22 protein-coding genes are annotated in these 23820 nt (G+C 64.5%); 14 read left to right on the top strand and 8 right to left on the bottom strand.

Going from position 1 to position 23820, the window contains the following annotated elements; translation table 11 throughout:
• Positions 1–14: 14 nt before the first annotated feature.
• From O4220_RS16545 to O4220_RS16595, 11 genes are all read left to right on the top strand, one after another.
• A complete protein-coding gene (locus tag O4220_RS16545) occupies positions 15–1214 on the top strand; it encodes a thiolase family protein (RefSeq protein ID WP_269606078.1) in 1200 nt (399 codons plus the stop codon).
• Positions 1211–1933: an enoyl-CoA hydratase/isomerase family protein gene (locus O4220_RS16550; RefSeq protein ID WP_032373300.1), complete on the top strand. Its 723-nt coding sequence runs from the start codon at positions 1211–1213 to the stop codon at positions 1931–1933. The genes O4220_RS16545 and O4220_RS16550 overlap by 4 nt, the downstream gene beginning before the upstream one ends.
• Positions 1930–2781 carry a 3-hydroxyacyl-CoA dehydrogenase family protein gene (locus tag O4220_RS16555; RefSeq protein ID WP_269606081.1) on the top strand — a complete coding sequence of 284 codons (852 nt, stop codon included), beginning with the start codon at positions 1930–1932 and terminating at the stop codon, positions 2779–2781. The genes O4220_RS16550 and O4220_RS16555 overlap by 4 nt, the downstream gene beginning before the upstream one ends.
• The gene (locus O4220_RS16560; protein ID WP_269606083.1) at positions 2778–3548 is read left to right on the top strand and encodes an enoyl-CoA hydratase/isomerase family protein; all 771 of its coding nucleotides are present in this window, start codon (positions 2778–2780) and stop codon (positions 3546–3548) included. The genes O4220_RS16555 and O4220_RS16560 overlap by 4 nt, the downstream gene beginning before the upstream one ends.
• A 120-nt stretch (positions 3549–3668) precedes the next feature.
• Entirely contained in the window at positions 3669–4616 is a 948-nt protein-coding gene (gene paaA, locus O4220_RS16565) for a 1,2-phenylacetyl-CoA epoxidase subunit PaaA (protein ID WP_032379887.1), read from the top strand.
• Positions 4613–4975 (top strand): 1,2-phenylacetyl-CoA epoxidase subunit PaaB, encoded by a 363-nt coding sequence (gene paaB, locus O4220_RS16570; protein WP_032404451.1) that lies wholly within the window; start codon positions 4613–4615, stop codon positions 4973–4975. The genes paaA and paaB overlap by 4 nt, the downstream gene beginning before the upstream one ends.
• 28 nt (positions 4976–5003) lie before the next feature.
• Positions 5004–5921 carry a 1,2-phenylacetyl-CoA epoxidase subunit PaaC gene (gene paaC, locus O4220_RS16575; protein ID WP_269606090.1) on the top strand — a complete coding sequence of 306 codons (918 nt, stop codon included), beginning with the start codon at positions 5004–5006 and terminating at the stop codon, positions 5919–5921.
• 5 nt (positions 5922–5926) lie between these two features.
• On the top strand, positions 5927–6424 hold the full coding sequence (gene paaD, locus O4220_RS16580; protein WP_269606350.1) for a 1,2-phenylacetyl-CoA epoxidase subunit PaaD: 498 nt from the start codon (positions 5927–5929) through the stop codon (positions 6422–6424).
• A complete protein-coding gene (gene paaE, locus O4220_RS16585; protein WP_269606092.1) occupies positions 6424–7518 on the top strand; it encodes a 1,2-phenylacetyl-CoA epoxidase subunit PaaE in 1095 nt (364 codons plus the stop codon). Before paaD ends, paaE begins: the two co-directional genes overlap by 1 nt.
• A gap of 18 nt (positions 7519–7536) precedes the next feature.
• Positions 7537–8844, top strand: a complete 1308-nt coding sequence (gene paaK, locus O4220_RS16590) for a phenylacetate--CoA ligase PaaK (RefSeq protein WP_269606095.1) — start codon at positions 7537–7539, stop codon at positions 8842–8844.
• A gap of 1 nt (position 8845) precedes the next feature.
• On the top strand, positions 8846–9751 hold the full coding sequence (locus O4220_RS16595) for a helix-turn-helix domain-containing protein (RefSeq protein ID WP_269606097.1): 906 nt from the start codon (positions 8846–8848) through the stop codon (positions 9749–9751).
• A 30-nt stretch (positions 9752–9781) separates the two neighbouring features.
• Here O4220_RS16595 and O4220_RS16600 read toward each other — a convergent pair whose 3' ends face one another.
• The 7 genes from O4220_RS16600 to styD form a co-directional block, all read right to left on the bottom strand.
• Complete coding sequence (locus O4220_RS16600) at positions 9782–11311, bottom strand: GMC family oxidoreductase (protein WP_269606099.1); 1530 nt, start codon at positions 11309–11311, stop codon at positions 9782–9784.
• A 102-nt stretch (positions 11312–11413) separates the two neighbouring features.
• Positions 11414–13123: an amidohydrolase gene (locus tag O4220_RS16605; RefSeq protein ID WP_269606102.1), complete on the bottom strand. Its 1710-nt coding sequence runs from the start codon at positions 13121–13123 to the stop codon at positions 11414–11416.
• A gap of 23 nt (positions 13124–13146) precedes the next feature.
• On the bottom strand, positions 13147–13626 hold the full coding sequence (locus tag O4220_RS16610; protein ID WP_269606105.1) for a hypothetical protein: 480 nt from the start codon (positions 13624–13626) through the stop codon (positions 13147–13149).
• A gap of 11 nt (positions 13627–13637) precedes the next feature.
• Entirely contained in the window at positions 13638–15059 is a 1422-nt protein-coding gene (locus O4220_RS16615) for an APC family permease (protein WP_269606107.1), read from the bottom strand.
• On the bottom strand, positions 15052–16998 hold the full coding sequence (locus O4220_RS16620; protein WP_269606109.1) for a primary-amine oxidase: 1947 nt from the start codon (positions 16996–16998) through the stop codon (positions 15052–15054). Before O4220_RS16620 ends, O4220_RS16615 begins: the two co-directional genes overlap by 8 nt.
• A gap of 87 nt (positions 16999–17085) precedes the next feature.
• On the bottom strand, positions 17086–17655 hold the full coding sequence (locus O4220_RS16625) for a TetR/AcrR family transcriptional regulator (protein ID WP_269606352.1): 570 nt from the start codon (positions 17653–17655) through the stop codon (positions 17086–17088).
• Positions 17656–17909: 254 nt separating this feature from the next.
• The gene (gene styD / locus O4220_RS16630) at positions 17910–19394 is read right to left on the bottom strand and encodes a phenylacetaldehyde dehydrogenase StyD (protein WP_269606112.1); all 1485 of its coding nucleotides are present in this window, start codon (positions 19392–19394) and stop codon (positions 17910–17912) included.
• Between the two features lie 293 nt (positions 19395–19687).
• On the opposite strand from styD, the gene O4220_RS16635 reads away from it, so the two are divergent.
• Genes O4220_RS16635 through O4220_RS16645 form a run of 3 tightly spaced genes read left to right on the top strand, consistent with a single transcriptional unit; the run spans position 19688 to position 22711 of the window.
• Positions 19688–20746: a carbon-nitrogen hydrolase family protein gene (locus tag O4220_RS16635; protein WP_269606116.1), complete on the top strand. Its 1059-nt coding sequence runs from the start codon at positions 19688–19690 to the stop codon at positions 20744–20746.
• On the top strand, positions 20739–21740 hold the full coding sequence (locus O4220_RS16640; protein ID WP_269606118.1) for a phenylacetaldoxime dehydratase family protein: 1002 nt from the start codon (positions 20739–20741) through the stop codon (positions 21738–21740). The genes O4220_RS16635 and O4220_RS16640 overlap by 8 nt, the downstream gene beginning before the upstream one ends.
• Before the next feature lie 20 nt (positions 21741–21760).
• Entirely contained in the window at positions 21761–22711 is a 951-nt protein-coding gene (locus O4220_RS16645; RefSeq protein WP_269606121.1) for a helix-turn-helix domain-containing protein, read from the top strand.
• A gap of 10 nt (positions 22712–22721) precedes the next feature.
• Here the strand turns inward: O4220_RS16645 and O4220_RS16650 are convergent, their stop codons facing one another.
• Positions 22722–23699 (bottom strand): alpha/beta hydrolase, encoded by a 978-nt coding sequence (locus tag O4220_RS16650; RefSeq protein WP_269606124.1) that lies wholly within the window; start codon positions 23697–23699, stop codon positions 22722–22724.
• Between the last annotated feature and the right edge of the window lie 121 nt (positions 23700–23820).

Here is a 23820-nt window from a genome sequence, read left to right on the forward strand (position 1 = left end):
TAAGGAGATCTCCAGTGGGCGAAGTATTTCTCGTGGCCGGCGCGCGCACGCCGCACGGACGCTACGGCGGTGCGCTGTCGACCGTGCGCCCCGACGACCTGGCCGGGATCGTCGTCGCCGAGGCCGTCCGCCGCGCGGGTGTGCCCGTCGATCGAATCGACGAAGTGATTCTGGGCGCCGCGAACCAGGCAGGCGAGGACAATCGAGACGTGGCGAGAATGGCGGTTCTGCTCGCAGGACTCCCGCACACGGTGCCGGGATATACAGTCAACCGCCTGTGCGCGAGCGGACTGACGGCAGTGGCCAACGCCGCGAGCACCATTCGTAGCGGTGAGGCCGACATCATCGTCGCCGGTGGCGTCGAGTCGATGACACGCGCGCCCTGGGTCATGGCCAAGCCGGGAACCGCATGGGCCAAACCGGGAGAGATCTTCGATACCTCCCTCGGCTGGCGTTTCACCAATCCGACCTTCGCCTCCCACGACGCGGGGACCGATCCCAAGATCACCCTGTCGATGGGCGAAACCGCCGAGGAGGTCGCGCTCAGTGAGGGCATCACCCGCGCAGAGTCCGATGCATTCGCCTTCCGCAGTCAGCAGCGTGCCATCGCCGCCCAGGATGCCGGACGCTTCGCCGACGAGATCGTGCCCGTCACGACCAAGAACGGCGAGGTCACCGAGGACGAGACGCCGCGACGCGGAACCACTCTGGAGAAGCTCGGCACCCTGAAGACCGTCTTCCGCAAGGACGGCATCGTCACCGCAGGCACCTCGTCGCCATTCACAGACGGCGCGTCGGCATTGGTGGTGGCATCGGAAGAGGCCGTGAACAAGTACGGCCTCGAGGTGCGCGGACGCATCGTCACCAGTGCGAGCGCCGGCATCGCGCCCCACATCATGGGACTCGGGCCGGTCCCGTCCACGCAGAAGGCACTCACTCGCGCGGGATGGTCGATCGACGACCTCGGTGCCGTCGAACTCAACGAGGCCTTCGCGGCACAGTCCCTCGGCGTCATCCGCCAGTTGAACCTCGACGAGGACATCGTCAACGCCGACGGCGGGGCCATCGCCCTCGGCCACCCTCTCGGCTCGTCGGGTGCTCGAATTCTGTTGACGCTGTTGGGCCGCATGGAACGCGAGAAGGCCTCACGTGGCCTTGCGACACTGTGCGTCGGTGTCGGGCAAGGCGTGTCGATGTTGATCGAGGCACCGTGAACACTCTCATCGTCGAGGAGTCGACGGACCGCGTTGTCGTCACCCTGAGTCGCGAGAAGCAGCGCAATGCAATCGATTCCGACATGATCAGCGAGCTGCACGAGGTGTGCGCGCTCGTGGAGCAGGATCCCAAGATCGTGATCCTGACCGGAGCAGGCGAGCATTTTGCCGGCGGTGCCGACATCAACCAGTTGCGGGCCCGCACTCGCGACGACGCACTGCGCGGCATCAACCGAAACCTGTTCGATCGCATTGCAGCATTGCCCCTGCCGACGATCGCAGCCGTCCGCGGATACGCGCTCGGCGGCGGAGCCGAACTGTCCTATGCCTGCGACATTCGCATCGCGTCGTCGACTGCCGTGTTCGGCAATCCCGAACCGGGACTGGGCATCATGGCTGCCGCCGGAGCCAGCTACCGGCTGCCGACGCTGGTGGGCGTCTCCGTCGCGAAGCAGGTGCTTCTCGGTGGCCGGACGCTCGACGCACAGGTGGCACTTCGGTGCGGCCTGGTGCTGGACGTCGTCGACGAGCCGTTGACTGCAGCGCATTCCCTCGCGGATCGCATTGCGAGACAGGCACCACTGGCCCTGAAGCTGACGAAAAAGATTCTCGATGCACCCGGTTCACACCCATGGGCCGACGACATCGCACAGGCTGTTCTGTTCGAGACCGAAGACAAACAACGCCGGATGACGGCATTTCTGGAGAAGAAGAAATGACAGTTCCTTCTGCGGTGGCAGTGGTCGGTGGCGGCCGCATGGGTGCAGGTATCGCGCAGGTGTTCGCAGCCCTCGGCTCGAGGGTCGTCGTCGCCGAAGCAGCCGACCAACAAGCAGCCCTCGGCCGAGTCTCGACCGGGCTGGACCGGGCGCACGAGCGCGGCAAACTCAGCGAGGATCCCGCTGCGATTCTCGCGCGGGTCTCCACCGTCGCCGGGCCTACGGATCTCCCGGCCGACCTCGACCTGATTGTCGAAGCGGTGCCCGAGATCCCGTCGCTCAAGGTCGAGGTACTGGCTCTCGTCGACAAGATCGCCGGGCCCGACACGGTCATCGCGTCGAACACGAGCTCGATCTCCATCGCGGAACTCGGCGCAGCACTGAGTGATCCGAGCCGCTTCATCGGGATGCACTTCTTCAACCCGGTTCCGGCGTCGACTCTCGTCGAGATCGTGCGCGCTCCGGCCACCTCCGCAGACGTGGTGCAGCGAGTACAGCAGTGGGTGTCGCTCCTGGGCAAGACCGAAGTGCTCGTCAACGACTCCCCCGGTTTTGCGACGTCACGGCTCGGCGTCTGCCTCGGGCTCGAAGCCATTCGGATGCTGGAGGAGGGCGTCGCCGATGCCGAATCCATCGATCGCGCCATGGAGCTCGGGTACAAGCACCCGATGGGTCCGCTACGGTCCACCGACCTCGTCGGATTGGACGTTCGGCTCGCTATCGCAGAACACCTGGCGTCGACACTCGGCGACAGGTTCACTCCCCCGCAGTTGTTGCGAGACATGGTCGCTCGCGGCGAGATCGGACGCAAGTCCGGTCGCGGCTTTCACGATTGGACGAACGCATGACGGTACGGTTCGACATCACCGACGGCCTGGCGACCATCACCCTCGCTCGCCCCGAGGCACACAACGCCCTGGACGTCGCGACGAAGCTCGCGCTGGCCGAGGCTGTCCAGAACGCGGCCGCACCCGAGGTGCGTGCTGTGCTCATCACCGCCGAGGGCAAGAACTTCTGCGTCGGCCAGGACCTCGGTGAGCATGTCACTGCGCTCGAATCCGACCCGGCCACGGCGATGGATACCGTCGGCGAGCACTACAACCCGGTCATCCGAGGGCTCGCGGCGCTCGAGGTGCCGATCGTCGTGGCCATCCCCGGCGCATGCGTCGGCGCAGGTCTCGGTATCGCACTCGCCGGAGATATCCGAGTGGCCGGTACCAAGTCGTCGTTCGCGACGGCGTTCACCGGCATCGCCCTGGCCAGCGACTCGGGTTTGAGCTACACGTTGGTCGAGGCACTGGGATCGAGCCGGGCCGCGGGGCTGATGCTGCTCGGAGACAAAGTCACCGCCGCCCAGGCCCTCGACTGGGGCCTGGTGCATCGCGTCGTCGACGACGCGGAGGTACTCGAGACAGCGCGCACGCTGGCCACCTCCCTCGCTGCCGGCCCCACCCAGGCCTACAAGCAAGTCAAGTCGCTGATCGCTCGATCCGGACTGTCCGACGCGTTGGACCGCGAGGCGCAGGCACAGGCCGCTCTGGGCCAGACGCAGGACCACAAGGCAGCGGTGGACGCGTTTCTGGCGAAAAAAAGAGCCTCCTTCGTCGGCATGTGAGCGGAGACTCGACCCCTGCTACGAGGTTTCGCGCACGTGCGGCGAAGCTGCTCTTGTGCCCGGGGTCACTTCGATGCATACTGGTTACCAACCGATCATTCGGTAATGAAAGTAGGACTTATGACCACGTCAAACACCTTGTCCGCCGAGACGCTGCAGGACGGGTTCGACGACACCGTTGCCCGTGAGCAGCGCGTCGAGCCTCGCGACTGGATGCCCGACGGCTATCGCAAGTCGCTCATCCGCCAGATCGCCCAGCACGCGCACTCCGAGATCATCGGCATGCAGCCGGAGGGCAACTGGCTCACCCGCGCGCCGTCGCTGCGCCGCAAGGCGATCCTGATGGCCAAGGTGCAGGACGAGGCCGGCCACGGCCTCTACCTCTACTCCGCCGCGGAAACGCTCGGAGCGGACCGCGCCGACCTGACGGTCAAGCTCATCGAGGGCAAGCAGAAGTACTCCTCGATCTTCAACTACCCCACCCTGACGTACGCCGACGTGGGCACCATCGGCTGGCTCGTCGACGGTGCAGCGATCTGCAACCAGGTTCCCCTGTGTCGCAGCAGCTTCGGCCCGTACGCGCGCGCGATGATCCGCGTCTGCAAGGAAGAATCCTTCCACCAGCGCCAGGGCTACGAACTGCTCGCGACGATGATGCGTGGCACCGACGAACAGCGCGCCATGGTCCAGGAATCCGTCAACCGATGGTGGTGGCCGGCACTGATGATGTTCGGCCCGCCGGACGACGAGTCCCCCAACACCGAGCAGTCCATGAAGTGGGGCATCAAGCGCCACACCAACGACGAACTGCGCCAACGCTTCGTCGACATGTCGATCCCGCAGGCGAAGGCCTTGGGAGTCACGTTCCCCGACCCGGACCTGAAGTGGAACGAGGAGCGCAAGTCACACGATTTCGGTGAGCCCGACTGGTCCGAGTTCATGCAGGTGATCAAGGGCAACGGCGCCTCCAACGTCGAGCGCATCGCGAACCGTCGAGCAGCCCACGACGGCGGAGCCTGGGTCCGTGAGGCCGCAACCGCATTCGCCGAAAGGAACGCAGCATCATGACCGAGTTCACCGCCGAGGGCGGCCACGGAGCAGTGCCCACCGAGGGTGTTCCGGTCGAGCCGAAACGGGAAGCAGTCAAGGCTGATTGGCCGCTGTACGAGGTGTTCCTGCGCGGCAAGCGCGGCCTGAACCACGTGCATGTCGGATCGCTCCACGCTGCCGACGACCACATGGCCCTGCGGCATGCTCGCGACGTCTACACCCGCCGCAACGAAGGCGTCAGCATCTGGGTGGTTCCGTCCAACTCGATCGTCGCGTCGTCGCCGTCGGAGAAGGATCCGTTCTTCGCACCGAGTGGCGACAAGGTGTACCGCCACCCGACGTTCTACGAGATCCCCGACAACGTCCCCCACATGTGAGACCCACTCTTCCAGAGGACTAGCACTCATGACTGATCACGACAGCGCCTACGAGGGCCTGGTCGACGAGGATTCGCACGGGCAGTGGGCATTCGGGACGAGTTTCGACGACCCGCTCGCCGGCGTCGATACCACCGTTCCCGACGACGTCGACCTGAAAGCCCTTGCCGCGTACTGCCTCATGCTCGGTGACGATGCGCTGATCAACTCCCAGCGCCTCGCCGAATGGAGCACTCGCGCACCGGAATTGGAAGAAGAGGTGGCGCTGGCCAACGTCGGCCTCGACCTCCTCGGCCAGGCCCGGCTGCTGCTGGCCCGCGCCGCCAAAGCCGATCCGACGGTGGTGCCGTTCATCTCGGACACCTCGCCCGCACCCTCGGAAGATGCGCTGGCGTTCTTCCGCGACGAGGCAGACTTCCGCAACGTTCGGCTCACCGAGCTCGACAACGGCGATTTCGCGAAGTCGCAGGTTCGCCTGCTGGTGTTCTCGACGTGGCGGCTCGCCGTCTTCACTCGCCTGCAGGAATCCCGCGATCCCGTTCTCGCCGCGGTCGCGAACAAGGGCGTCAAAGAGTTGACCTATCACCGCGATTACGCAGCCCGCTGGGTCGTCACCCTGGGCTGCGGCACGGACGAATCGAAGCGACGAGTCCGCGACGCCGTGACCAGAATCTGGCCGTACGTCTCGGAATTGTTCATCCCGACGGACGAGGAGATCGCACTGGCAGAGGTCGGCGTCGCCGTCGACCCCCGGGACGTCCGCGAGGAGTTCGATTCCGTTCTTGCGCAGGTTCTACATGCCGCGGAACTCGACGCCCCCGAGGGTAAGTCCGTAGGCACCATCGGCGGCCGAGGTGGTCGTCGCGGCATCCACACCGAGGCGTTCGGACCCCTGATCGCCGAGATGCAGGTCGTGGCGAGGGCCCATCCGGAGGGAGTCTGGTGACAACGATGGAACTTTCGGCTCGCGACATCGCCGCCACCGTCATGGATCCCGAGATGCCACTGCTCACCCTCGACGACCTCGGCGTCCTGCGCGACGTCGAGGTACGCGAGAACGGCAGTGTGCTCGTCACGATCACTCCGACGTACTCCGGATGCCCGGCGATGGCGACGATGCGCGACGACATCGCGCACAAGCTCACCGACCACGGCTACTCCGACGTCGAGATCGTCACCAGCCTCTCCCCCGCGTGGAGCACCGACTGGATCTCCGAGGACGGCCTGCGCAAGCTTCGTGAAGCCGGTTACTCCGTGCCCGGCCCCGCTCCGGCGCGGACGAGCGGTCCGGTCCCGTTGACCTTGACAGTGAAGCCGCGGCAGATCGCCTGCCCTCAGTGCACTTCCACGAATACCCGCCTCACCTCCGAGTTCGGTGCCACCCTCTGCAAAGCCCAGTACCGGTGCGACGACTGCCTCGAGCCCTTCGACCACGTGAAGGAAATTTGATGACCGTCACCGCTGAACCCGTACAGAAGAACCTGCGGAACAAGCCTTTTCACACGTTGACCGTCGCGGATGTCGAGTCACTGTGCGACGACGCCGTCGCCGTCACGTTCGACGTGCCCGAACACCTCACGGACGAATTCGACTTTCGCCCAGGACAATCCCTGATGCTCAGCCGGACCGTCGACGGCGTCGAGCACCGCCGCTCCTACTCGATCTGCGCACCGGTGGGCGCGCGTCCCCGCGTCGGCGTGCGGGAGGTGAGCGACGGCCTGTTCTCCTCGTGGTTGGTCCGCGACGTCAAGGCCGGCGACCGCATCGATGTTCAGGGCCCGACCGGCAACTTTCATGCGGATCCGGCCGTGGCTGGTAGGCACGTTCTCATCGCTGCCGGCTCCGGCATCACCCCGATGCTGTCCATCGCGGCCTCCGTTCTTGCCAACCCCGAGGCCGAAGTCGTTCTGTTGTACGGCAATCGGCGTACCAGGACAGTGATGTTCGCCGAGGAGATCGCCGACCTGAAGGATCAGTACGGTAGTCGATTCGACGTCATCCACGTCCTGTCCAGAGAGCCTCGTGAGGTCGAGTTGTTCAGCGGCCGGCTCGACGCAGGGCGACTACGCGAGATCCTCGACACCGTCGTCCCGACCCCGGACATCGACCACTTCTGGCTGTGCGGTCCGTTCGGGATGGTGAACGACGCGCAGGACGTTCTGAAGGAACTCGGCGTCGCCAAGAGCAGCATCCACCACGAATTGTTCTACGTCGACGACGTACCTCCGCCGCAGGAGAAGCATCGCGAACCGGGCATCACCGGCCCGAGCAGCGAGGTCACGATCATCCTCGACGGCCGTGAGGTGACAGGTGCACTGCCGCAGGACGAGTCGATCCTCGACTCCGCCGAGCAACTGCGCTCCGATCTTCCCTTCGCATGCAAGGGCGGGGTGTGCGGCACCTGCCGCGCGAAGGTGACCGTCGGCGATGTGGACATGCGCCGCAACTACGCGCTCGAGGACAACGAGGTCGACGCCGGCTTCGTGCTCACCTGCCAGACCTTCCCCGTCAGCGACACAGTGACCGTCGACTTCGACGCCTGAGACCACGAGAGAGCAATCATGACCAGTGTGCTGTCCGCCCCCACCGATACCCCCGACATCGAGTTCGCGTCACGGGATCGCATCTCGACTCTCCAGTTGGAGCGCCTGCAGTGGTCGCTGCAGCATGCGTACGACAACGTCCCGCACTACAAGAAGGCTTTTGACGCTGCCGGGGTGCACCCGACCGATCTGAAGGATCTGTCGGATCTGGCGAAGTTCCCGTTCACTGCAAAGAAGGATCTGCGGGAGAACTACCCCTTCGGGATGTTTGCGGTGCCGCAGGACAAGGTCTCACGCATCCACGCGTCCTCGGGCACCACGGGTAGGCCGACAGTGGTGGGCTACACCGCGAACGACATCAGCAACTGGGCAGACCTCATCGCCCGCAGCCTTCGTGCCGGCGGGGTGAAGCCGTCCGACAAGGTGCACGTCGCCTACGGCTACGGACTGTTCACCGGTGGCCTCGGCGCACATTACGGTGCAGAACGCCTCGGCTGCACCGTCATTCCGATGTCCGGTGGAATGACCGACCGTCAGATCCAGCTCATCGAGGACTTCGAGCCCGACGCCATCATGGTGACGCCGTCGTACATGCTCACGATCGTGGACGCGATGATCAAGAAGGGCATCGACCCGGCCAAGACCTCGCTGAAGACCGGCGTATTCGGCGCGGAGCCGTGGACCGAGGAGATGCGCAAAGAGATCGAGAAGACTCTCGACATGGACGCCGTCGACATCTACGGCCTGTCCGAGGTGATGGGGCCGGGCGTCGCGATGGAATGCGTCGAAACCAAGGACGGGCTCCACATCTGGGAGGATCATTTCTACCCGGAGGTCATCGACCCGGTGACCGGCGAAGTTCTGCCCGACGGCGAGGAGGGTGAATTGGTGTTCACGTCCTTGTCCAAGGAAGCGATGCCGATCATCCGCTACCGCACCCGCGATCTGACGCGACTGCTGCCGGGCACGGCTCGCACGATGCGTCGGATGCAGAAGGTCACCGGCCGCACCGACGACATGATCATTCTGCGCGGAGTCAATCTCTTCCCGACGCAGATCGAGGAATTGATCCTGACGGTTCCCGTTCTGGCACCGCAGTTTCAGTGCGTGCTCGAGCGCGCCGGACGCATGGACACTCTGACCGTCCTCGTCGAAGCCCGGCCCGACGCTGCACTCGACACGCATCCGATCGCGGCGGCAACGCTGAAGAAGCTGGTCAAGGACCGCATCGGCGTGAGCGTTGCGGTCGATGTCGTCGCACCCGCGGCCCTCGAGCGTTCCATCGGTAAAGCCCGCCGTCTGATCGACAACCGCCCAGCCGTATGACATGAACCCGGTGGCACAGGATTTCGAGCAATGGCGCGAGAACGTCTCGACGGCGTTCGTGCCGCTCGACGCTGTGTCCACCGGGCATTCTCCGTTCCAGGGCACCTTGGTGTCGTCGACATTGGGATCTCTGCAATTGAGCGAGGTCGCGGGGCGCGAGGTGGATGTCCGCCGCACGCGCGCAACCATCAAACGTGCCGATCCCGGGTTGATCAAGGTCGGCCTGCAGTTGACCGGCCGCGGCACCCTGGTCCAGAACGACCGAGAGGCAGTGCTGGAGCCGGGCGACTTCGCGGTGTACGACACCAGCGCACCGTACGATCTGCACTTCGTCGGGGACTTCGAGATGTTCGTGGTGATGTTTCCACGCGATGCGCTGCGCATCGATTCCCGTGAGTTGACGACCGTTGCGGCGCGGCGCATCGAGGGCGATCACGGTGTCGGCGCGCTGGTGTCGCCGTTTCTGTTCAATTTGCGCCGCAACGCCGCCGACGGAACTCTCCCGACGACGCCGATGCTCGAGAACGCCGTCCTCGATCTGCTCTGCGCCGCTCTCGACGACGCGGCTCCCCACGATGCGCCGGGATCCACACTCCTGATCGAGGCCAAGAGTCTCGTGGAGTCACATCTGTCCGATCCCACACTCTCCACGGCGTCTCTCGCTGCGCGCCTACATATTTCGACACGCTACTTGCAGAAGCTCTTCGAGTCCGACGGTCGCACGGTCGCCGGCTGGATCAGATCCAGGAGACTGGATCGATGCCACCGCGATCTGCGTGACCCTCGTTTCGCCGCGGACAGTATCGGAACCATTTGTGCGCGTCACGGTTTGATCGATTCCTCGAATTTCTCGAAGCTGTTCAAGGAGACGTACGGCATGTCGCCGCGGGAGTATCGCGCCGGGTGAGAGCGCACACCGCCCTCACCCGACTACGAGCTACCTTCCGAGGATCAGATCCGAGGCCCGCTCACCGACCATGATGGACGGCGCGTTGGTGTTGCCCGACGGCACCGCGGGCATGATCGATGCGTCCGCGACCCGCAGCCCCTCGATGCCACGGACCCGAAGATCGGCTCCCACAACGGCATCGACGTCCGACTCGGCTCCCATCTTGCAGGTGCCGACCTGGTGGTGGTACGTGCCGGCGGTTTGGCGAACATAGGCCCGCAGGTCGTCGCGTGTGCGCGCACTCGGTCCCGGAACCACCTCTGCCTTACGCCACGGCGCGAACGCGTCGGACGCACCGATCTCACGGCAGATCTCGACCGCGTCGACCATCGCTTCGAGGTCGTACGGATCGGCCAGAATGTTCGGATCCGCCAGCGGTAGCTCGCTCGGATCCGAGGACGCCAACCGGAGCGTGCCACGCGAACGCGGAGCCACGATTCCGGGTGCGATCGTGTAGCCGTTCTCGGGCACCGGGTATCCGTCTGCCGGATACGGAATATGCATGAACAGCGGCTGCAGATCCGGTGCGGCACCGGCCCATCCGTTACTGCGGGCGTACAGCTGCGCCTCGAGCAGATTGTTCGTACCGGCTGCGAGCGGCTCGAGGGACTCGTAGATGTTGCTGAGCAGCAGGTGGTCGTGCAGGTTCTCGCCCACACCCGGCAGGTCCACGACGGTGTCGATTCCGAGTTCGCCCAAGTGTGCCGACGGTCCGATACCACTGAGCAACAATGCCTTCGGAGAGCCGAGTGCCCCGCCGCACAGGATCACCTCGCGATCGGCGAACGCACGCTCCAGCTCGAAACCACCGAGGCTGTACTCGATTCCCACCGCGCGGCCGTTCTCGACCACCACCTTGTGCACGAGGGCCCCGGTGGTGACGGTCAGATCGGGGTTGTCCAGCACCGGGCCGACGAAGCTCTTCCATGCGCTCATTCGTTCACCGTCGCGAGTGGTGGTGTGGTTGTAGCCGGCACCCACCATCTCGTCGGCGTTGAAGTCGTCGATCAGCTTGTGTCCGTGTTCGACGGCCGCGTCGACGAAGGCCGCTGCCAGCGGGTGCGGGGTGCCCATGATCGACACCGGCAGTGGCCCGTCGCCGCCGTGGAACTCGTTGGCACCGAGTTCGTGTGACTCCGAGCGCTTGAACAGCGGTAGCACGTTCTCCCACGACCATCCGGTGTCACCGGTGGCGGCGGCCCAGCCATCGTAGTCGCTGGAATGCCCACGCACGTAGATCATTCCGTTGAGGGACGAGCTGCCGCCGAGTACGCGTCCGCGCGGCCAGAAGATCCGGCGATCGTTGGCGTGCTTCTGCGGAGTGGTGAACAGTCCCCAGTCCTGCGAGCCACCCAACAGCGTGGGCCAGCCCTGCGGTGAGTGGATCGCCGGATCGGTATCCACGGGACCTGCCTCGATCACATGGACGGTATGTCCCGCGTCGAGAAGCCTCCTCGCGATGACGCTTCCCGCCGAACCTGCTCCCACTACGATGTAGTCCGTCGAATTCGTCGACATGCGCTGCTTCTTTCTGTTGTGACCGTCGACACAACAATCGCCGATCACCGCGACAGAAACATGTAGCTGAGCGCACACATTCTGGGCCAGACGCGCCCTCGCTCAGTGGTCGAGCCAGGTGGAGTTGCGGAACACCTCAACACCTCCGACCACAGTCGAGACAACCTCGACCGAGGGAATATCGTGCGGATCCATGACCGTCAGATCACCGTCCAGAATGCACAGGTCGGCTACTTTTCCCGGCTCGAGTGAGCCCTTCCAGTCCTCCGCGAAGTCCTGCCACGCCGGGTTGATCGTGTAGGTCCGCACGGCGTCGGCCAATCCGATGGTTTGCTCCGGCCCACTGACCCTGCCCGACGACCGACTCTCCCGCAGCATCATCGTCGAAATGCCCTGGCGCCAGTCCGGTGTGGTGACCGGCGCATCCGACGAGCTCATCAGGGCCACGCCCGACTCGATCGCACTGCGGTACGGCCACTCGTACGCTGCTCTCTCGACCCCGACGACGCCCTCCTCCAAGTCGGCGATCGTCCACTTGATCGTCGGATTCATGTTGACGCCGATATTGTGCTCGGCCAGCCGGGCAAGAGTCTGTGCACTGATGAAATCGCCGTGGATGAGGTAGTGCCGCGCGTCGTCACGCGGATGAGACGATTGCGCCGCGATCAATGCGTCGGCGACCGTGTCGATGGCTCGGTCACCGGTGACGTGCACGCCGATCTGATGACCGGCCTCGTGCCCGATCCGGATCATCTCGGTCACCTCGTGCACCCGACGCTCATCGGTGTCACCACCCACGCAGAGCGATCCGCACCCGCCACCGACGTACTCCTCATGCATCCACGCCGTCTTGCTGGGCGGGATACCGTCGGCGAACACCTTCACGCCGAGGATCCGAAACATGCGCGGGTCCTCGGTCGACGGCGGTTCGATAGCGCTGAGGTTCGTCTCGAATTCTGCTGCAGTTCCGCTCATTCCGGTGGGCAACATCAGCGCCGAGACGCGAATGCCGAGGTCACCTGCCGCGGCGAGGTCGGCGTAGATCGACAGGCCCTCCTCACCCATCGCACCGCCGGCCAGATCTTCGCCGCCCGGCCCGAGAGCCGGGTCGGTGAAGCTGGTTATTCCTTCGCGCTGCAGGATGGAGATCGCGGATCGTACTGCTTTCGTACGCCGTTCGCGGGTGAGCCTCGGCAGAGTGGACTGAACCAGACTCTGCGCCCCTTCCTGCAGAATGCCGATCAGTCGGCCCGATGCGTCCGTCGGCATCACTCCCCCGTCCGGCACTACCGTCTTCTCGTCGACCCCCGCGCGCTGGAGAGCGACGGTGTTCACCCACGAGACGTGCCGGGAGAAGTCCTGCAGGAACACCGGGTTGTCGGGCGAGACGGCGTCGAGCTCGAACCGCGTCGGCCGCACCGCGGGGTCGGCCACACACTCCGCGAGATACCCCTCGTCCCAGCCTGTTCCGACGATCCAGTCACCGGGACCCGCTTTCGCCACTGCGTCGGCCACCGCGTCGACCACGTCGGCGATGGATCGAACGGTCGGAAAGCTCAGGTCGAGCGAGAGCGGCGGGGTGTCGAGACCGAAGGCCACCGCATGCAGGTGCGAATCGTTGATACCCGGCAGAACGGTCCTACCTGCGAGATCGACTGTCACGGTTCGCGGCCCGACGAACCTGTCGATGTCGGTGTCGGTTCCGGCGGCCAGAATCACGCCGTCGGCGATCGCGAGCGCACTCGCGATCGTGAAATCCGCATCCACGACGAACACTGCGCCGTTGCGATAGACGATGTCTGCTGTAGTCATTGTTTGTCTCCTGGATAGTGGAATCAGAAAGTGACGGGCGCCATTCCGATGATCATGAGAAGGGAACCGGCCGCGGCCCGCCGGCCCGAGCGGTTCCGGTGAAACATGATGAGTGTCAGAACGATCCACGCTGCAAGCAGAACCGGTAGCGCGAGCATCGGATCCAGACCTGATCCGTGCCGATGCATCGACGCCGCGGACGTTGCCTCGGTTGCCGAATGGGTGTGGATCGAGGGCACGAGCAACAGCAGGACAGCCATACAGGTCAGGTCCACGACGCACGGACCGGACGGCGACGGCGTATCACCGGTCACGTACAGAGCCGCGATGACGAGTGCGAGACTTGCCGCTATCGCGATGGTGGCATCCATGCCGAACACCACCATCACCGCCATGACGATGGCCATGCACAGGTGTGCCCACCGCACCCGCCCCGTATGGTTGCCGCGTCCGATCAGCGGAAGAACGGCACCCACTGCACCGAGAGCCATCAGCACCGTCATGACCATCGGTGTCAGCCCGTCGGCTCGAGATCGAGGGCGCGAGATCCAGCCAGCCGAGCCACGAGGAGCCCGCCGACGAAGAACACCGCAACGACGATCAACAGCAGGGCGGCGAGCACTTCGGAACCGCCGATGAGCAGCGTGAAATTGTCCAACACGAGACCGAGAATCGCCACCAGACCCAGGGTTCCGAGCGCCGGGGCGACAAGGGTGTGCCAGGTACGTCTGTCCACGGTCGATCGACGAAAGAACGCCATGATCGCTGCGCCTGTCAGGATCATCAGGACCAGGATGCTCACGGTGGCAAGTCCCGACATCCAGGTGAACAGCTCCAACACCGGATCTGCGCCTGCTGCCGCGAAGACCACGAGAACTACTGCTGCCGAAGCGGTCTGGAACAATGACCCCATGTGCGGCGAGCCATGCCGAGAATGCGTGCGCGCCAGCATCGACGGGGCGACGCCTTTGCGAGCGAGCGCGAAGACGTACCGTCCGATTGCGTTGTGGAACGCGAGCAGGGCGGCGAAGAGACTGGTCACCAACATGATCTCCATGATGTCCGCCGACATCGGGCCCAGATACTGGGCGGCAGCGGCGAACGTCAATCCCGCCGTGTCGTCGGCAGCGGCCTGTGCGACGGATGCACTCCCGAAAGCGAGTACCACGGCCCAACTCGACACCGCATACACCAGTCCGATGGTGACGACGGCGGCGTAGGTCGCGATCGGTACGGTCCGTGTCGGATTACGCGCTTCCTCGCCGTAGATCGCGGTGGCCTCGAAGCCGATGAACGAGGCAATGGCGAACATCAGGGCGATTCCCGGTGATCCGCTGAAGAAGGCCGAGGGAGTGAACGATTCGACGTCGATGCCCGCGGCACCACCCTTCGCGAACACCGCGATCGACAGGACCACGATGATGCCGATCTCGAGTACCAGCAGCACGCCGAGAACCTTGGCCCCGAGATCGATGCTGCGGTAGCCGAGTAACGCCACGATCGCGACGAGACCGAGCGCCCACAACCACCACGGCAGATCGGGGCCGCCGTACTTCACGACCAGGCTGTCGACGGTCGATGCGGCGAGGCCGTAGATGCCCGCCTGAATGGCGGTGTACGTCAGCAGTGCCAGACCCGCGGCACCGAGGCCCATGGTTCTGCCGAGCCCTTTCTCCACGTACGCATAGAACGCGCCGGTGTCCACCATGTGTCGGCTCATGGCCGCATACCCGACGCTGAAGACCAGCAGGACGAGGGCCGCGACGATGTAGGCGAGCGGAGCGCCCGCTCCGTTACCTGTCGCGATCATGACCGGCAGAGCCCCACCGATAGCGGTCAATGGCGCTGCAGCGGCGATGACCAGGAACACGATCCCGACGACGCCGATGGAACCGCGCAGTGCGCCTGCCGTCGAATTCGCCTGAGCATCAGACATTCTGCTCACCGCCCGCGCAATTCGAAGTGGCGCAGTGCGCAGAGGTCGTGCGCGGCACGTCGAGGGTGGGGTTGCGATCGAAGAATCCTGCTGGCTTCAGTTTGAAACCGGTGTAGTCCACCGGCATGATCGGCCAGTCCTCGGGGCGCGGAAAGTGGGTGAGCCCGAAGGTGTGCCACAGCACGATGTCCTCGTCGACGAGGCTGCGGTTCGAGGCGACGAATGCCGGCAGACCCGCTCCCCCATGATGCTGGTTGACGAAATCCCCTGCGGCATAACGTTCGCTCCGGTCGAACTGCGTCACCCAGAGATGCTTGGTGGCGAACGTGGCGCGTCGGGCGATCGACGAGTTGTCGTCCGCGAGAAGCAGCGGCTGACCTTCGGGGTGCAACGTGTATCCGACGGGCTTCCCGAGCCGACTCAGCGATGTGGGATTGATGACGTGCCAGACGCGGCCCATCGTGCCGTCGGCGACTCGCTGCGCCTCGGATTCCGTGGTGAGCGGGGTGTGGTGCAGAGCAAAAGCATTGCCGTGCAGGTTCTCCGGGCCCATCGGCACTCGGCGAGTCTCGATCTCCTCGACGGAGTTGCCGATGCCGTCGACCATCATGTCGAGTCGGGCACTGAACAGGTGCTGGTGGCACGGCGCTCCGAGTCCAGGGGCGATCTCTGTTGCGTAGGGGTAGTCACCACCGGGATGCCCGGACGTGAACACGATTCCTGTTGCTTTGACCTCGAATTCGATGGTGCCGTCGAGGTACAGGTACCAGAAGAAGCCGTAGTCGTAGTTGCCGATGGTGGTGAAGAAGGAGATCACGAGTCGGCGCTGACGGCGGGTCTCCTGCGAGCCCGACCACAGATCGGTGTGCTTCCACAGCACCCCGAAGTCCTCCTCGTGCATGCACACGGCATTCGTCAGCGTTTTCGGATTGCCGAATTCGTCGGCGATCACGGCGTCGAAGTACGTGATGTCCCCGACGCAGTCGCAGCCGAGTTCGAGTGAATTCGCGTACCGTCCCACCAGGTACTCACCAGTGTCGAAGTAGTTCTGCCACGAGCGTACCGGGGACGGATCACCATAGGGCACAACCATTTCAGCGATCGACGCGCGGTGAATGATCGGCCGGGCGGCACCTCCGTCCTCGAAGCCGATCTGGTGCAGCACCAAACCTTCACGCACATCGAAGCCGACTCGGAACGACCACTTCTCCCACTCGACCAGATTGCCCCGCACCGTGAAACTCGGACCTTCAGGTTGGGTGATCTCGATCGGCTTCTGCGTGGTGCGCAGCGGGCCGGTGACGGACAGATCGTCGAAGTTGCCCGACTCCTCGGGGATCGGAACCGCACCCAAGTCGACGACCTTGTCCACCGTCCGATTCATCACGTCCACGAACGCGACCAACCCGTCGATGGGATGGGCCCAGGCGTGATCGGTGGGGTAGTCCTGACGAAAGGCCAAACCGCGCAGGATGCGTCGACCGTGCTCGCCCGGGTAGTCGAACACGCCTGCCGACAGGGGTGCCACTCGCACATCGGCTACGTCCAGCCCGCGGGCGGCCAGCGCGGCGAGCCAGGCGGGATCGGTGGAGAGAACATTCTCGACGAGCTCGAATTCCTCGTCGAGCACCGGCATCTGACCGTCGCGGATCGCGTCGAGCCGGGTGGAGCCGATCACCTGCCGGTCGTCGAGGGAGACGAGAAGGTCGACAGCATCGGGTGTCGAGATGTCGTGTAGCAGCACTCGATAGGTGCGTCGGGTGGTCGGTTCGGCGACGTACAGCTCGGACTTGTCCGGTTCGTCGAGTCCGACGTAGACGAACCGAGTTGCGGCCGTGACGAATCCGGCGGCGTCGACGATGTCTCGAACCTGCGCGATCTCGTCTTCGGTGGGCAACGACAAGGCATGGTCGATTGCGTGGGGCGTCAGGGTTGGCATGGGTGTTCCTCGAAGTCGGGTGTTGGTTCTACAGACGTTGAATAACGAAGGCATGCGGAAGGCGCGAATCACCCGCACACAGGGTGGTTACAGCTGAGCTATGAATCGATCGAGCATCTGGAACTGCCGATCGGCAGTGGTGTCATCGGGGGTGAGCACGCCGAGAATCTGCATGCCCATCATCATGTTGAGCAACATCTCGACGGCCAGATCGACATCGAAATCGCCTGCGTCGCCTTCCGCGCGAGCCTGCTCGAGAAACTCCGCCATCCGCGTTCGCCACGACACCAGGGAACGATGGTTGGTGTCGTCCATGTGCTCGTCGTACATCGCGCGCTGCCACAGCGAGACGGCAATTCTCGCTTCGAGCAGAGTCTCTTCGGTCGTCGGCATCACTTCGCGGCAGAAGATGCGAAGGGCGTCGAATCCCGTTGCATCGCCTAGCGCTTCGTCGATGCGGCGGTTCGTTGCCTCGAAGACGTGCTCGAACGCGGTTCGGAGAATCTCGTCTTTGCCCGCGAAATAGTGGCTCAGCGCACCGTTCGTGTATCCCGCCTCGGTCGCGATGTCCCGCATGTTCGCGGCATCGATCCCCTTGGCAGCGATCAAACGCCAGGTTGCCGCGGTGATCGCGCGGCGGCGTTCGTCGTGATCCACGAGCTTGGGCACAGCCCTACGGTAGCGGCTCCCTACTCGGACCTAGGGTTCGGGCATCGTCATCATCGCCTTCCGATCCGTCGAGACGTCGTTCTACGTCCGTTGAACTAAATCTTGCGACCTGCTCGTTACGAATTGCGCGTCCTTCGGTAAACACCGCGTTACCCCAGGTGAGCGGAACCTCGTAGCAGGGGTCGAGTTTCCGTTCACCTGGGTCGTTCCGCAGGCTCCACTCCCGCTCACCTGCGTCAGCTCTACAGAACTATCGTGACGACTTTCTCCTCGGTGTTGGCCTCGATACCCGCCCAACCGAGTTCACGGCCCGTGCCACTGGATTTCATGCCACCCCAGGGGAGCGCGGGATCGATTGCTGCCCAACCGTTCACCCACACCGCGCCGGAGCGAACCTGCGCGGCCAGGGTGTGCGCCCGCGAGACGTCGCGGGTCCAGATCGAAGCGGCCAACCCGTATACCGTGTCGTTCGCAATGGAGATCGCCTCGTCGGCCGTATCGAACGGAATCACCGTGCCGACGGGTCCGAATATCTCCTCCTGTGCGATCTTCATGTCGTTGTCGGCGTCGGCGAAGATCGTCGGCTGGACGAAATACCCGGCACCGTCGGGACGTCCGCCACCGGCTGCGACTCGGGCCCCACCGTCGCGTCCGGCCTCGATGTACCCCAGCACGCTGTCTCGCTGCTTCGCGTTGACGAGGGCACCCATGGTCGTCGACGGATCGAACGGATCTCCCAGGACCTGAGCAGACGCCGCTGCGGCCAATCCGTCGACCACCTGCGAGTACAGCGAGCGGTGCACCAGCACTCGCGTCCCCGCGGCACACACCTGGCCCTGATTGAAGAACAGTCCCATCGCGGTTCCGTTGATCGCCGCCTCCAGGTCCGCATCCTCGAGGATGATCTGCGGGGACTTGCCGCCGAGCTCGAGCGTCGTCCGCTTGAATGTGTCGGCTGCCTTCTTGGCGATGATTCTGCCGACCCGAGGGCTGCCGGTGAAGCTGATCTTGTCGACGTCCGGATGGCCGACCAAGGCATCGCCCGTCACTTCGCCCAGTCCTGGAACAACATTGACCACGCCGGCAGGTACTCCCGCCTCGTCGATCAGACGGGCCAAGTGCAGGATGGACAGCGGCGCATCCTCCGGCGGCTTGACGACCACGGTGTTTCCGGCGGCCAGTGCGGGCGCGAGCTTCCACGCGGCGATCATCAATGGGGTGTTCCAGGGGACGATCATGCCGATGACGCCCACCGGCTCACGAACGGTGTACGAGTGCGTCGGCTGCCCGAAGTATCCCGCAGTGGGAATGGAGCTGCCGGTGATCTTGTCGGCCCAGCCGGCGAAGTGCCGGAAAGTAGCTGCGGCATTGGGAATGTCGAGCATCGCCGGTTGACCCACCGGCTTGCCGACGTCGAGGGCCTCGAGCCGCGCCAGCAGGTCCCCGTCACGTTCGATGAGATCGGCGATCCGGTTGAGCAGCTTCCCCCGAGTCGCACCGGGGGTTGCGCCCCACTCGCCACCCAGTTGAGCGCGGGCCGCACGCACCGCTGCATCGACGTCCGACGCAGTGGCCGCAGCAACCTCGGCCAGAGGCTGTTCCGTGGTGGGGTTGATATCGGTGAAGGTGCCTCCGTCGGATGCACCGCGCCACTGCCCTGCGATGTAGAGCTCGGTGGCGGTGCCGGTCGGCAACGACGGTGCGGCCGATTCCTGTACTGCTGTCATGTTCCTTGGCTCCTTCTCGGGTGCCGATCGCGGCACCTGTGGCGTGTCCGTTCCCAGATTGCGCCCGCGGCCGCACGAAGGTCTTGTGTGATCGCGCACACATTGTGCGATAGATGCGCACCGCCGAGCGACCTCCGCGCGTGACGATCGTGTGTCGAGACACCGGGACCCGGTTACCACCGTGTTTCGCCGCCCCGGCATGCGACGGAGAGTCAATTTTTCCGACACGACGAGGCCATCGAACGGCCTTTCAGCAGGCAAAACTGGGGCACTCCCCAACGAAAGGCCCTTACATGAACCACCATCAGTTCCGCGCCGCAGCAGTTCAGGCCGCGCCGATCTTTCTCGATCTCGATGCCTCGATCGACAAGGCCATCGGCCTGATCGAGGACGCAGCTCGGGCCGGAGCCGAGCTCGTCGCGTTTCCCGAGACCTACCTGCCCGGCTACCCCTGGTACATCTGGCTCGACGCACCGGCATGGGGATTCCAGTTCACGCAGCGCTATTTCGACAACTCACTCGAGTACGGGACGCCGCAGGCAGCTCGAATTGCACAGGCCGCCAAGGTCAACCACATCATGGTCGTGATGGGTCTGAGCGAGCGCTACAAGGCCAGCCTCTACATCGCCCAGTGGATCATCGACGCGGAAGGCAAGACCGTCGCGATGCGCCGCAAGCTCAAGCCGACTCACGTCGAGCGCACCGTCTACGGCGAGGGCGACGGATCCGATCTGTCGGTGTACGACACCGACCTCGGACGCGTCGGCGCGCTGTGCTGCTGGGAGCACTTGCAGCCGCTGTCGAAGTACGCGATGTACGCCCAGAACGAGCAGGTTCACATCGGAGCGTGGCCCAGTTTCTCGCTCTACACCGGGGCGGCCTATGCCCTCGGGCCCGAGGTCAACACGGCCGCCAGCCGCATCTACGCCGTCGAAGGCGGCTGTTTCGTCATCAGCCCGTGCGCGACCGTCTCCCCCGAGATGATCGACATCATGTGCACCGACGACGCCAAGCGCGCGATGCTCACCGCAGGCGGCGGTCACGCCCGCATCTTCGCTCCCGACGGCCAATCGATGCACGAGCCGCTTCCACACGATGAGGAGGGCATCGTCTACGCCGACATCGACACCGGTCTGATCTCGATCGCCAAGGCTGCCGCCGACCCAGCCGGGCACTATTCGCGTCCGGACGTGACGAGACTGTGGCTCGACAAGACTCCCGGCGACCGCGTCGTGTCGGGTGCGCAGCCTGCCGCGAACGCACGGTACGACTTCACCGAGGACGTCGCCGCCGAGGTACGTCTCGAGATTGCCGAGTACCTCACTCTCGACGAGGACGCTGCCCGTGTCTGAGCTCGAATCCGCGATACCCGACCATCTCGTCGTTCCACGGTCGTGTCCGCGCAGAACACCCGAGAGCTATCAGCCGCCCTTCCCGTCGTACGTCGCCCGCTTTCCAGCGTCTACCGAGCGAGTCGTGATGGGCTACTTCGGAATACAGGGCATACCCGACGCCTCCCCGTGGGGTGACCAAGGCCCATCCCGGACGGACCGGGCGCGCTACACCGACGAGGAGGGTATCGACACGACGGTGTTCATCGGCTACTGGGACGACGTGGCAACGTTCGACCGGTGGTTCGACACCGTCGGCCACCACTGGACGAGCGTCCGAGGTCGCTTCGTCGAAATCATCAGACCGACCGTCGACCGGTACGAGACACTGTTCTCCTCCACCGGACGGATGGAAGGTGTTGCCACACTCACTGATTCACTCAGTGGAACCATCGAGGAGCATGCCTACTGGGGCGGGGTTCGAGATCGAATCCCGTTGTCACAGAATGACTCACTCGCTCCCATCGGGGAACCTCGGGTCGTGCGCGACGGCGACAGAGTCAGGATCGTGCCACAGGAGAACCTCTGCCTCATCCGGTCCGGGCAGGATTGGGCCGATACCGCCGGGTCCGAGCGGGAGATGTACCTGCGAGACGTCGAACCGGTGTTGCGTGCCGGCATGGACTTTCTCCGCGACGACGGACTGGCGATCGGCTGTTTCGCCAACCGGTACATGACCGTCGTGACCGACGACGGCACCGATACCGACAAATCGTTCGGCATGAGTTGGTGGCGCAGCCTGAGCGACCTGGAAGCGTGGGCCGAGTCGCATCCGACGCACGTGGCGATCTTCGGTGCTGCGCTGAAGTATCTGTCGACGATGGGGCCCGCGGCGTCGCTGAGGCTCTATCACGAGGTCACCGTGGCAGCGGCGGACGAGCAGTACTTCGAGTACTTCGGCTGCCACGACCGCACGGGTCTACTGCGTACTGCTGTGGAGCGTTCTACTCTGTGAGGAGACGGGAGGTATCTGCCATGGCCGATCCGCTGCGCACCGACTCCGTCGACCGAGCCGACAGCGTCGATTTCTGGACCGCTGCGGTCAGTAGAACGTACGTCGATCTCGAGTGCACGATTCCCGAGGACGCGTCCGCGATCACCGGGCATATCGAGTCCACCGGACTTGCCACTCTCGGATTGTCGCGAGTGTCTGCGACGGCTCAGAGCGTGCTGCGGACGCCTGCAGGTATCTCCCGAACCAGTGACGACTACTTCCTGGTCAGTGTCCAGACATCGGGCACCGGGTTCGTCGTTCAGGACGAGCGGACGGCAGTCCTGCAACCGGGCGACTTCGCGCTCTACGACACCACCCGGCCCTACAGTCTTCGCTTCGACGACCCGTTTGCCCAGTACGTGCTGATGCTCCCCGGAGCAACGCTGAGGACGCTCGTACGGGACACGGGTTCATTGACCGCGCGGGCGGTGTCCGGACGACACGGAGCGGGAAAACTGCTCGTCAGCATGATCTCGTCGATCATGGACGACGCCGACATGAGTACTGCCTCGGCCGAGGCCGTGTCGCAGAGCGTCGAGTACATCCTGGTCGCAGGCCTGGTCGGCCTCACCGGCGTCGAGAAACCGGCACCGTATGCGGCGTCCGAGAGACTCGGTGAGATCAAACGCGCGATGACCGCGCGACTGCGAGATCCTGATCTGACCGTGACGGAAGTGGCTGCTTCCCTGCACTTGTCGCTGAGCACGGTGCACCGTGCCTTTGCCGGTGAGCCGTGTACCGCCAGCGAGTGGATCTGGATGCAACGACTCGACGGCGTCAAACGTGCTCTGTGCGAACCGCAGAATGCCCGCACGACCATCGGAGCCCTGGCTGCATCCTGGGGATTCACCGACCCGGCCCACTTCAGCCGCGCCTTCCGGGCGCGCTTCGGCTGCACCCCCAAGGACTTTCGCGACAGCAATCGCGATTGAACCTACGAACTCAGATCCCGAGCGACCCTGCCAGCGTCGGCCAACTCTTGGGCAGCTGGTCCACCCAGTACGGCCACGAGTGGGTTCCGGTCTCGGTGAAGTCGAATGTCGCCGGGATGTTCAACTGACCGAGTCGATCGGCCAGTCGGTGGGTGCAGTAGTTCGCGCCCACCTCGATGAGACCTCCGACCACCACGACATCCAATGCTGCTGCGCTGTCGAAACTTTCGTGCGGGCCCGGCGCGCCGGTTCCCACCGACACGTATACGTCGGTGCCGCGCAGACTCTCTGCGTTGACGACCGAATCGTGCTCCGCCCACGCAGGATCGAGGGGCCCGCCCCACATGTTGTCGGCATTTCCACCGAACGCCCCGACGATCGCCCGAATACTTGCCTGGCCCAACGGCTCCGAGGATGCAAAGCACCCGCTGTACGACGCCACCCCGGAGTAGACATCCGGGTTGCGTGCGGCCAGCATCATGGCCGACTGCGCACCCATCGACAGCCCCGCGATCGCGTTGCGTCCGTTGCCGTCCACGGCTGCGTCGATCAAGGGTGGGAGCTCTTCGGTGAGAAACGTTTCCCACTGGTAGCGGCCGAGTTTCGGATCGTCCCGTTGCCAATCGGTGTAGAAGCTGCCGGGGCCGGCCAGCGGCAGCACGACGTTGACGTTCTTGTCGGCAAAGAATTCGGCGGCTCCGCCTTTGCGCAGCCACATGCTGTTGTGCGGATCCTCCTCGCCGATGCCGCTGAGCATGTACAGCGTCGGACGGGATCCGGCCTTCACGGCGGGAGTCAGCACCTGCACCTCGACGATTCCGCCCATGGCAGGCGAGTCCACGCTCAACGTGCGCAGGGTGTCGGACGCGATCGCGGTGTCGACGATGCGAGCAGCGGAGTCGGCCGGGGCGGCGGCAGCCACGCCGATCGAGGACAACGACATCGCTGCAACGACGATGAACGGGGTGAAGATGCGTCGACGACGCATGGGCGATCCTCCGGGAAATCTCGAGGGAAACAGCGAATCGACACGGAGCATCGCACAAGTTCGGACGGGATAGAACGTCGAGAACGAAGTTGGTCGAACAGGACCGACCGAGACTCTGCCA

Origin of the sequence: Rhodococcus ruber (assembly GCF_027270735.1) — a bacterium.
GTDB lineage: Bacteria > Actinomycetota > Actinomycetes > Mycobacteriales > Mycobacteriaceae > Rhodococcoides > Rhodococcoides rubrum_A.

Excerpts from the sequence above, each read along its gene's own strand:
- paaE (WP_269606092.1), top strand. The coding sequence starts at position 6,424 with ATGACCGTCACCGCTGAACCCGTACAGAAGAACCTGCGGAACAAGCCT.
- paaB (WP_032404451.1), top strand. The coding sequence starts at position 4,613 with ATGACCGAGTTCACCGCCGAGGGCGGCCACGGAGCAGTGCCCACCGAG.
- O4220_RS16610 (WP_269606105.1), bottom strand. The coding sequence starts at position 13,626 with ATGACGGTGCTGATGGCTCTCGGTGCAGTGGGTGCCGTTCTTCCGCTG.
- O4220_RS16560 (WP_269606083.1), top strand. The coding sequence starts at position 2,778 with ATGACGGTACGGTTCGACATCACCGACGGCCTGGCGACCATCACCCTC.
- O4220_RS16600 (WP_269606099.1), bottom strand. The coding sequence starts at position 11,311 with ATGTCGACGAATTCGACGGACTACATCGTAGTGGGAGCAGGTTCGGCG.
- O4220_RS16615 (WP_269606107.1), bottom strand. The coding sequence starts at position 15,059 with ATGTCTGATGCTCAGGCGAATTCGACGGCAGGCGCACTGCGCGGTTCC.
- O4220_RS16595 (WP_269606097.1), top strand. The coding sequence starts at position 8,846 with ATGAACCCGGTGGCACAGGATTTCGAGCAATGGCGCGAGAACGTCTCG.
- paaD (WP_269606350.1), top strand. The coding sequence starts at position 5,927 with ATGGAACTTTCGGCTCGCGACATCGCCGCCACCGTCATGGATCCCGAG.
- O4220_RS16635 (WP_269606116.1), top strand. The coding sequence starts at position 19,688 with ATGAACCACCATCAGTTCCGCGCCGCAGCAGTTCAGGCCGCGCCGATC.
- O4220_RS16650 (WP_269606124.1), bottom strand. The coding sequence starts at position 23,699 with ATGCGTCGTCGACGCATCTTCACCCCGTTCATCGTCGTTGCAGCGATG.
- O4220_RS16620 (WP_269606109.1), bottom strand. The coding sequence starts at position 16,998 with ATGCCAACCCTGACGCCCCACGCAATCGACCATGCCTTGTCGTTGCCC.
- O4220_RS16605 (WP_269606102.1), bottom strand. The coding sequence starts at position 13,123 with ATGACTACAGCAGACATCGTCTATCGCAACGGCGCAGTGTTCGTCGTG.
- paaK (WP_269606095.1), top strand. The coding sequence starts at position 7,537 with ATGACCAGTGTGCTGTCCGCCCCCACCGATACCCCCGACATCGAGTTC.
- paaC (WP_269606090.1), top strand. The coding sequence starts at position 5,004 with ATGACTGATCACGACAGCGCCTACGAGGGCCTGGTCGACGAGGATTCG.
- styD (WP_269606112.1), bottom strand. The coding sequence starts at position 19,394 with ATGACAGCAGTACAGGAATCGGCCGCACCGTCGTTGCCGACCGGCACC.
- O4220_RS16555 (WP_269606081.1), top strand. The coding sequence starts at position 1,930 with ATGACAGTTCCTTCTGCGGTGGCAGTGGTCGGTGGCGGCCGCATGGGT.
- paaA (WP_032379887.1), top strand. The coding sequence starts at position 3,669 with ATGACCACGTCAAACACCTTGTCCGCCGAGACGCTGCAGGACGGGTTC.
- O4220_RS16645 (WP_269606121.1), top strand. The coding sequence starts at position 21,761 with ATGGCCGATCCGCTGCGCACCGACTCCGTCGACCGAGCCGACAGCGTC.